The organism is Streptomyces celluloflavus, from assembly GCA_000720995.1.
GTDB classification, from domain to species: domain Bacteria; phylum Actinomycetota; class Actinomycetes; order Streptomycetales; family Streptomycetaceae; genus Streptomyces; species Streptomyces celluloflavus.
Map to the genome: position 1 here is coordinate 1 of JOEL01000154.1, position 313 is coordinate 313.

Consider the following 313-nt stretch of genomic DNA (forward strand, 5'->3'; position numbering starts at 1 on the left):
CATCGGAACGGACATCATCCCGCCCCGCCCCGCCAACCGCCGCCCAATCGCCTGACTCCGCAGCGCCACCACCCGCGCCCCGTCCTCCAACGACAACGCACCGGAGACCACCGCGGCAGCGATCTCACCCTGCGAATGCCCGATCACCGCATCCGGACGCACACCATGCGCCCGCCACACCGCCGCCAACGACACCATCATCGCGAACGACGCCGGCTGCACCACATCCACCCGCTCCAACGACGGCGCACCCTCAACCGCCCCCAACACCTCCGTCAACGACCAGTCCACGAACGGCCGCAGAGCCTCCTCA

1 pseudogene is annotated in these 313 nt (G+C 69.6%); it reads right to left on the reverse strand.

From position 1 onward, the window contains the following. Positions 1–306, reverse strand: a pseudogene (locus IH09_RS36285) (acyltransferase domain-containing protein); the annotation flags it as partial. Between the last annotated feature and the right edge of the window lie 7 nt (positions 307–313).